Origin of the sequence: Belliella marina (genome assembly GCF_042682445.1) — a bacterium.
GTDB lineage: Bacteria > Bacteroidota > Bacteroidia > Cytophagales > Cyclobacteriaceae > Belliella > Belliella marina.
The window spans coordinates 491,020-500,266 of record NZ_JBHUHR010000046.1; the positions used below are offsets into that span (position 1 = coordinate 491,020).

Annotated in this window: 7 protein-coding genes and 1 pseudogene; 7 read left to right on the forward strand and 1 reads right to left on the reverse strand. The window is 37.7% G+C overall.

The annotated features are described in order from the left end of the window. Positions 1-325: 325 nt before the first annotated feature. The 6 genes from ACFSKL_RS21210 to lpxB all read left to right on the forward strand — a co-directional run bounded on the left by ACFSKL_RS21210 (position 326) and on the right by lpxB (position 8,051). Entirely contained in the window at positions 326-3,397 is a 3,072-nt protein-coding gene (locus ACFSKL_RS21210) for a SusC/RagA family TonB-linked outer membrane protein (protein WP_376889116.1), read from the forward strand. An 11-nt stretch (positions 3,398-3,408) separates the two neighbouring features. Further along, positions 3,409-4,932 carry a RagB/SusD family nutrient uptake outer membrane protein gene (locus ACFSKL_RS21215; protein WP_376889118.1) on the forward strand — a complete coding sequence of 508 codons (1,524 nt, stop codon included), beginning with the start codon at positions 3,409-3,411 and terminating at the stop codon, positions 4,930-4,932. Between the two features lie 10 nt (positions 4,933-4,942). Beyond that, complete coding sequence (locus ACFSKL_RS21220) at positions 4,943-5,407, forward strand: DUF4843 domain-containing protein (protein ID WP_376889120.1); 465 nt, start codon at positions 4,943-4,945, stop codon at positions 5,405-5,407. A 163-nt stretch (positions 5,408-5,570) separates the two neighbouring features. After that, on the forward strand, positions 5,571-6,155 hold the full coding sequence (locus ACFSKL_RS21225; protein WP_376889122.1) for a hypothetical protein: 585 nt from the start codon (positions 5,571-5,573) through the stop codon (positions 6,153-6,155). A gap of 167 nt (positions 6,156-6,322) precedes the next feature. Next, positions 6,323-6,742, forward strand: a complete 420-nt coding sequence (locus tag ACFSKL_RS21230) for a 6-pyruvoyl trahydropterin synthase family protein (protein ID WP_376889123.1) — start codon at positions 6,323-6,325, stop codon at positions 6,740-6,742. Between the two features lie 202 nt (positions 6,743-6,944). After that, the gene (lpxB, locus tag ACFSKL_RS21235; protein ID WP_376889125.1) at positions 6,945-8,051 is read left to right on the forward strand and encodes a lipid-A-disaccharide synthase; all 1,107 of its coding nucleotides are present in this window, start codon (positions 6,945-6,947) and stop codon (positions 8,049-8,051) included. A 159-nt stretch (positions 8,052-8,210) separates the two neighbouring features. Here lpxB and ACFSKL_RS21240 read toward each other — a convergent pair whose 3' ends face one another. Next, positions 8,211-8,999: a hypothetical protein gene (locus ACFSKL_RS21240; protein WP_376889127.1), complete on the reverse strand. Its 789-nt coding sequence runs from the start codon at positions 8,997-8,999 to the stop codon at positions 8,211-8,213. 131 nt (positions 9,000-9,130) lie between these two features. Here ACFSKL_RS21240 and ACFSKL_RS21245 point away from each other — a divergent pair. Next, positions 9,131-9,247, forward strand: a pseudogene (locus ACFSKL_RS21245) (lipid-A-disaccharide synthase); the annotation flags it as partial.

A 9,247-nucleotide genomic window follows, 5' to 3' on the forward strand; every position in this document is an offset into this window, starting at 1 on the left:
GAATAATTTTATTTTAATAAAAATAATTATAATCAACATATTGTATGGAATTTGCAATATTGTACCGATAAGATTGCTTTTTATTTAAAATGTTAATGTAAGTTAAAAAAAAATTATCTTTTGATTATTAAAATAATACAGTCTTATTAATGGAAAATTATCTTTATTTAATTGGTTTTTCAGTATATAATTTTTTTAATTTCTAAAAAACCTCATAAGATAATTGTATATTCTATATGTCAACGATGTAAATTTTTTTAAAATCTTAGGATTATATCAAGTTTATGGATAAAATTGGAGTATCGTTAAACCAAAAAATAATAATATGAGGAAAGTTTTACTTCTAGGACTCGCGCTCCTAATAGCAAGTGCTACAGCATTTGCGCAGAGTCGCGTAGTGACTGGTACGGTTACATCTGAGGAAGATGGTTTGCCAATTCCAGGTGCGTCTATTATGGTAAAGGGAACTACTGTCGGTACAGCTACTGATTTAGATGGTAGGTTTTCATTAAATATACCCCAAGGTAGCAATACGCTTGTGGTAACCTTCATTGGTTCTGTACGCCAAGAAGTAAGCATCGGAAACAGGTCTCAAATAGATATTGTTTTACAACCAGACATTACTAGTCTTAGTGAGGTAATTGTCACTGGTTATGGCTCTCAGCCTAAAAGAGAAGTTACTGGTGCTGTTTCATCTGTTCGTGGCGAAGCAATTGAAAACCTTCCTATGCAATCTTTTGATAGGGCATTGCAAGGTAGAGCTGCTGGTGTTCAAGTAAGATCATCTAGCGGCTTGCCTGGTGGAGCTGTTAATATCAGAGTTCGGGGGGTAGGTTCAGTTACGGCTGGTAATGAACCGTTATTTATCGTAGATGGAGTTCAGTTGAACAATCAAGACAATTCCTCATTTACGCAAGCTAATCCATTGGCTTTTCTGAATCCCAATGATATAGAGTCTATGGAGATATTGAAAGATGCCGCTTCTGCTGCGATTTATGGATCTCAGGCAGCAAATGGTGTTGTTATCATAACTACTAAAAAAGGGAAGCAGGGTAAGGCTAAATTTACTTTCAATGCGTTTACGGGAAGTACAGAGCCTATTAAGTATATGAATATGCTAAGTGGGCCTGAGTGGTATGAAATGAGAAGAGACGCTTTGGTAAGGGGAGGAAGTAGTTTCCCTGAATTGAGAGCACTGAATGCAATGGGGTTAATAGCTCTTACAAATGCCAATACAGGGATTCCTGCAGCGGAACTTGATGCTATGGGTGCCGCATTGGACACATATGATTGGCAAAGGGAGGTAATGGGAAGAGGGAATCTTCAGAATTACGAGATGTCTGTTTCAGGTGGTGATACTAAGACACAATTTTTCTTGTCTGGATCTTACAATTATCAAGAGTCGACGTTTAGACCTGTTGATTTTGAGAGAGGTACTTTTAGGATAAATGTCAAGCACCAAGCCAATGAAAGATTAAATCTCGAAACTTCATTTAACTTTGCGACTGTAGGACAGGAAGCTCCATTCGCAGTTGAGGGGGCATTTTTGGGAAACCCAGCATTCTCAGCGTCTGCAATTTTACCGCACAATCCAATTTATAACGAAGATGGTTCATATAACCAGAATATCGGAGGTGTACTCGGTCAAAACATTGTGATGGTAAATGATTATAATAGTGGTAGCGTACGAACGAATACAGTTGTAGGTAATTTTATCGCTACTTACAAATTGGCTGACAACCTTACCTTTAGGTCGCTTTATGGATTGGATTATAGAGTGATACAAGAGCAACGTTATCGTGATCCAAGAACACCCGATGGTGCAGGGGTGAGAGGAAGAGCGACGGCAGGAAGTGATTGGAGAACTAGATTTATAACTACACAAACGTTGAATTGGAATAAGACCTATTCTAGTGTTCACAATGTTTCAGGTATAGCCGGTGTAGAATACGTGTCGGAAACCAGAGAAGGTATTAGTGGAGAATCTATTGGGTTTCCATCTGAAGCATTTAGATATGTTAATTCTGGCGCTGAACCTACTTTTGTAGGTGGTTTTTGGACTGGATATAGAAGAATTGGTGCTTTCGCTTCTGCCAATTATGATTACAATAAGAAGTACTTGCTTACAGTAACGGCTAGATACGATGGATCTTCTAGGTTTGGTTTGAATACGCGTTATGGCTTGTTTCCTTCGATTAGAGGTGGATGGTATTTAAAGGAGGAAGAGTTTTTGAAGAATAATTCGACAGTTTCTGATTTAAAGTTGAGAGCATCTTGGGGTAGGACAGGGAATGACCAAATAGGTAATTTTGCAGCTAGAGGTCTTTATGGTGTTGCTGGCAATTATGCTTTGAACCCTGGTATTAGACCTTCAGGTTTGGCAAATCTAGATCTTGGTTGGGAAACAAATGAAACTATTAACCTAGGGATTGATTTTGGTTTGTTCGATAATAGGGTTTCGGGAAGTGTTGATTTGTTTGATAGGACTACAAAAGACTTGATATTAAGCCAACCAATTTTATGGACAAATGGTTTTGGTGCTCAATCAAACAATGTTGGTTCCTTAAGAAATAGGGGAATAGAGTTCGAGATCCAAACCGTCAATATAGATAAAGGAAACTTTAGCTGGAGAACCCAGTTTAATTTCACTTACATAAAAAATGAAATTATCAGTCTATTTGATGGGCTACAGGAATTGCCATCTAATCCAGGGATAGCTATAGGGCAATCAGTTGGTAACCCTCCATTTCCAGGAGCTGAAGCGCCAGGGTCGTGGTTTACACAAGAGTATGCTGGTGTTAATCCTGCAACTGGACGCCCGATGTGGCTAGATGCGAATGGGAATAGAACATCGCTGCCGTTGGCTTCAGACAGAAAGTATTTTGGAAGTACCCTTGCTCCTTATTATGGTGGTTTCAACAATACCTTTAAATACAAAGGGGTGGAGCTTACTGCATTCTTTACTTATGAATACGGAGCAGTTGTGTCTGATGGTCAGTATAATTTCTTAAGAGAGAACGGCACAAGATTAGCCCTAAATGCAATCAGGGAAGTGAATGATAGAGCTTGGACAGAGCCTGGACAAATTACAGATATTCCCAGAATATATTTGGCAACAACCAATGCGAATGAAGTGAGAAGCCAAAGTAGACAGTTTGGTTCTGCCTCTTTATTGAATGCTAGTTTTATCAGATTAGCTCAATTGCAAGTGGCATATAACTTCAACCCATCTTTGGTAAGGAGGCTTGGTTTGGACCGGGCTAAGGTTTATGCCCAAGGTATGAATTTGTTTACATACAGCGATTTCCCGGGTTATGATCCTGAATTTGCTGGTGGTTCTACTGGTATTCTTCCGATTACAAGAAACTATATTATAGGTATTCAATTAGGTTTCTAAAATATTTAGATATGAAAAACATTAAATTTATAAATAGACTGGCATTAGGTTTAGCTATTGGTTCAAGTGTGCTCTTTACATCGTGTGATGGCATATTGGATGTGAATCCTAGACAATCTATCGATGCCGATGGAGCCTTGGAAGCTCCAGCAGCTGTTGAATCAGCTATAAATTCAGTATATGCAAGGTTGAGGGCTGAGGCTAGTTATGGTAGGGATTTGTTTGCACTTTCAGATGCTTTGGCTGATATTGGTCAAACTACGAGTAACTCAGGGAGACTTATTGGAGAAAACAATAACAATCCCAATGCCCATTTTGGACATTGGGCGAATAGTTATTTTGCCATAAATGAAGCGAACTTGATTTTGGGACAGATCCAATCGGGAGTGCCAGGAGCAACAGAGGCACAGTTGAAAAGATTTGAAGGTGAAACTAAATTTCTGAGAGCGTTGTATTATTTCGATTTGGTTAAAGCTTACAGTTATATTCCCACCGCAGTATATCAACTTGGCGTGATTGATGAAGGAGGTATTCCTATGTCTACTGAAGGTGTGATAGATTCTGAAACCGCATTTCAAAGACAGTTGCCTAGATCTTCAGTTGATGAGGTTTACAATCTGATATATAGTGATCTAGAATTTGCAAAGGCAAATTTGGGGTCAAGAGGATCTTTGTATGCATCATCAGGAGCGGCTTCAGCTCTTCTGTCAAGAGTAGCATTGTATAGAGGCGATTGGGCAAAAGCAGTTTCTGAGTCTACAACAGCTTTAGCGTCTAATGTTGGTGTTGTAACAAGTGGAATGGACTATGTTAGGGGATGGGAATCTGATATTCATCCAGAATCTATGTTTGAGGTTAGGTTTGCCCTTGCTGGTGAATCTTTGGGAGTGAATGTTTCTATGCAAAGTACTTATTGCACGATAAGGACATACAGTGATTTTACCGATCCAACTACCAAGAATTTTACTGGGCCAGGGTGGGGAGATTTCATTCCGAATGCACGGATAAGAAATTTCTTTGGCTTATCCCAGGTGGAAGTGTCAACAGGTGTTTTTGACGTAACTAGAAATGATGATATACGCGGTTATTTGTACACTACAGGTAGTAATGCAAGAGGTGCAGGTCGTCAAATAGAGTGTAATAAATTTGTAAGTAAAACAGGTTTTGCATTTGCAGATAACATTCCTGTCATCCGTAAGTCTGAAATGCATCTTAACAGGGCAGAAGCGAACTATCACTTAGGCAATGTAGCAGATGCGCTCATTGAACTAAATGAATTTAAGGCGTTAAGAGGATTGGGTCCGGTAATCTTAACGGGTGCGGATGTTCTTGAAGAAATCCTTATTGAAAGAATGAAGGAATTTGCATTTGAAGGACAGAGGTTCTTTGATCTTAAAAGATATGGTAGAGAGCTTAATAAAGTGTATTTAGGACCAAATAACATTGTCCCATTTGAAGATTTTAGGATTTTACCTCCAATCCCACAAAGAGAGGTAGATGGAAATACGCAGCTAAATCAAAATAGAGGTTATTAATATTGGAAATATGAAAAAATTTTATTCAGTTATTTGTTTGTCTTTAGTACTCGCCTTCACGGCTTGTATAGATCAAGACTATCCTGTGTGGACCGGTGCGGATATAGAATTTCAAGATGCTGTAGTTAGGGCTCCTGTAGCGGGACAGACGTTCCCTAGAATTTCTGTAGCCAATACTGTTGGAGAGGTGAATCTTCAGGTAAACCTAGTTGCTGCCCATAGGGCGAACGATGAGGTTATAGCGTACAGAGTTGTTGAGGATTTGACAACAGCAGTTGCTGGAACAGATTACAATACTTCTGGAAATTTCACTATTCCTGCTAATACTTCATTTGGGTCTGTTAATGTTCAGGTTTTAAATACTGGGGCGATTGGAGGCTTTGTTGATTTGACTTTAGAGTTGGTAGGAAATGAAAATTTGCCTCCTGCTGAAAATTATAAAAGAGTTCAGATTAGGATAACTAGGCCTTCTTAAGTGGTAGATTAAACATTATTGGATTTTATGCGTAAATACGGGGGAGGAACCTTCCTCCCCCGTATTTGTTTATAAATCAAAACTCAAAATTAGTATGAAAAGGTTGTTGTTATTATTTGTGTTTTCTCTTTTTTCCTCAATAACATACGCTCAACTTTCTTTAATGAAAGATGATTTTTCAGGTGGGGCACCAATAAAATCAAATTATACAGGAGTGGAAGGGACGCCGTTTTTATATAATTTTGAGAGAGGAGATATCTTTTATAGTAAAAAAGATACAGCAACCAACATGTTCATTAGGTTTAATGCATATGAACAGGTTCTGGAATATCTTAAAGGTGAAGATATTTGGGGGCTTACCCCATCTCAGGTTAAGGGGTTCGTAGTTGTTGAAAATCAAGAAAGAGCATTTTATACTTCTGAATTTAAACTTCCGAATTCGGATAAACCTGTTTTTTTCAAGGTTCACAACCTTGGTGAGATAGGTCTGCTTGAGTATATTGAAATGAAGTTGGTTGAAGATCCTGGTTCCACCTATGGTAGTTTAACAAAGAAATTTTCTCCCTTTAAGGTATTTTTCATTCTAATTGATGGAGATCTTATTGAGTTTAAACATCAAAAGAAGTATTTGAAGGGGATTTTTAATGAAAAATATTCGAAAGTACAGGAACACATGAACTCTTATAATCTAAACCTTAAGAATGAAACCGATCTTAAAAAGCTTATTGATTTTATCAATAATTCTTGAAATTCTAAACTAACTAAGCAAAATCACAAAAGATAGATTTGCTTGTTTAAAACCTCGTTTTATTTTTATCACTTGAATGTAAGTGTAAGCCTTTTTTCGAGAGAAAGAATAGATGTATTCAATTCTAATTCTTTTTCCTTATTTTTGCACTCCAAATCAACTAATCAATGATACACGTTTGCAGAAAGGAACATTTCAATGCTGCCCATAAGCTTTGGAATCCAAAATGGTCAGAGGAGAAGAATATACAGGTGTTTGGTCCTTGCGCCAATGCCAATTGGCATGGACATAATTTTGAATTGATAGTCACTGTCAAAGGAATGCCAGATCCAGATACTGGGTTTGTGGTTGATTTGAAGCAGCTGAGTACTGTTATCAGGACTTTGGTGATCGATAAGGTGGATCATAAAAACCTCAATCTTGATGTGGATTTTATGCTCGGAAAAATGGCTAGCTGCGAGAATCTCATCATGGAATTTTGGAGGATTCTTGAGCCTGCAGTGAATGAAATTGTTCCCCATGGAAAACTTTATAAGTTGACTTTATATGAGACTCCGAGAAACTTTGTTGAATATTTCGGTGAGTAATGGGTAAAAAAGATACTAAACTTTGGGTAGCTCTATATCAATGGGGCTACCCTTATTTTTTTTCGTAATTTCAGAGAAAATTTAGGAATAGGAAGTTATCCAAAAACAATGAAATCGAGCATGAAGAAAAATGTCACACAATGGGATGATTTTTGGCCATGTGAAGATTCCATCTGACCTTTGAAAAACAAATTATAATCAGATGAAATACTATATCATATCAGGAGAAAGATCGGGAGATCTACATGCTTCAAACTTGATCAAATCTCTGAAAGCCAAAGACCCAAAAGCCAATTTCAGGGGGATGGGCGGAGACTATTCCAAAGAGCAAGGGCAAGTACTCCATGTCCATTATGACGAGGTCGCATTGATGGGATTTTTGGAAGTTGTGTTGGGATTTAGAAAAGTGCTAAAATACCTTGCCCTTGTCAAAAAAGACATCTTAACTTACAAACCTGACGTGGTAATTTTGGTTGATTATGGTGGGTTTAATATGAAGATAGCCAAATTTGCCAACACAAATAATTTTCCTGTCCACTACTATATCCCACCAAAAGTTTGGGCTTGGAACCAAAAAAGGGCATTGAAAATAAAAAAGTATGTAGATCAGGTTTATTGTATCTTACCTTTTGAGGTTGATTTTTTTGGGAAATATCAAGTAAATGCCACCTATGTCGGAAATCCCCTTTTGGATGAATTGAGGGATTTTAAGCCCCATGATTTTTTTCATCAAAAAAATAAATTGGGCTATCAGCCTATTATTGCTTTGCTGCCGGGAAGCAGGAGGCAAGAGTTGCTGAATATGATGCATGTGATGGTTTCTGTAGTGGGAAAATTCCCCAATGCCCAGTTTGTCGTGGCTGGTGTCAGGAATCTCCCAGAGAGTCTTTACGGAGCAGCTACTGAAACGGGGATCAAAGTGGTGTTTGATCAGACTTATGATATCTTACACCATGCCAATGCGGCTATTGTGACTTCGGGTACAGCTACGCTTGAAACAGCCTTGTTTAGAATTCCCCAAGTAGTCGTGTATAAGACTAGTTCATTGAGCTATGCGATTGCAAAGAACTTAATCCGCGTACCGTATATTTCCTTGGTCAACTTGATCGCAGGAAAAGAAGTTGTAAGAGAGCTTATCCAATCTGATTTTAATGTTGAAAATATCGCTGGTGAACTCAATAAAATCTTGGTCAATACAGTCTATCGGGGGACGATGTTACAAGGCTATGATGAAATCAAGAATAAAATTGGGAAAAATCAAGCTTCTGAAACTACTGCGGAGATGATTTTGAAAAGTTTGGGGAAATAGAGCATGTTTAAAATATTGCCTACCGTTTTGAAAATAAATTGATACCTAAGTGTGGGTTGCATCTAGGCTTTTTTTTAGATAGTAAGGCATAATTGCAAACTATGCCTAGTCAGTTGTCAGATTCATTGGCCACAAATTTTATTATGCTAAAGTCTCATGTCAATTCCCGGAGACCTCAGTTCCGGGATAGTATTTGTAGGTTTTCCGAAACCTTGGTTCAAACCCCCATTCAGGATAATATTCTTTTTCTTCTATCAATTGGCCTGAGTCATTATAAAAATACTGGAAGGCATCTTCTCTTTCACTACTTCCGGGTCCATAGGCTTCCTTGGCTTCTAATTGGTTTAATGAATTATATCGATAATAAAAAAGTAGGATTGGTGAATCCTCTCCCCCTATATAAGTATATTTGAGTACCCTGTCGAATTCATCGTATTCATAGATTTCTTTTTCCATATTCTGATTCTCACCGTATTGAGTCAACACCAACAATCCATTCTCATTATAGGAATGATTTCTGATCAACTTTTTGTCACTGTTGAGTTCACTGATCAATTTCCCATTTCCATCATATTCCAGAAATATTGATGCATCATATTCAAAATCTCCATTTATTTTTTGAAATGACTTTCTTTGAACCAGTAATCCTGAACCGTTATAGATATAAATACTGACTCCAGAAGTGTCATTTTCAGAGATACCTAGTGTCATGACCACTTTTCCGGTTTCATCATAATACCAATCCTGCCGCCCTACATGGTTTTCAGATTCAAATTGATAAGAATCAATACTTTTCAGTTTCCCATCAGGGGTGTGAAGCTCTCCTTTGAGTATTTCTCTCACATCGCTCAAAATCAAAGCCGCATTTTCCAAGTCTAGATCACTATTTATCTCGCAGCCTGAAAAAGTGGCCAAAAAAAGTAATGGAAATATTTTTATTAACTTCATAAGATTAGTTTAGTACTAAAAATAGTCAAAATTATTATGAAAGCAAATTTATTGATAACTGTTTTTTGCTTCCTTTCGATGCAAGCATTTGCCTAAATGAATACAGAAAAGGTTATCCTTGAGAAAATTCTGCTACTGAAGCGGGGATCAAAGTGGTGTTTGATCAGACTTATGATATCTTACACCATGCCAATGCGGCTATTGTGACTTCGGGTACAGCTACGCTTGAAACAGCCTTGTTTAGAATT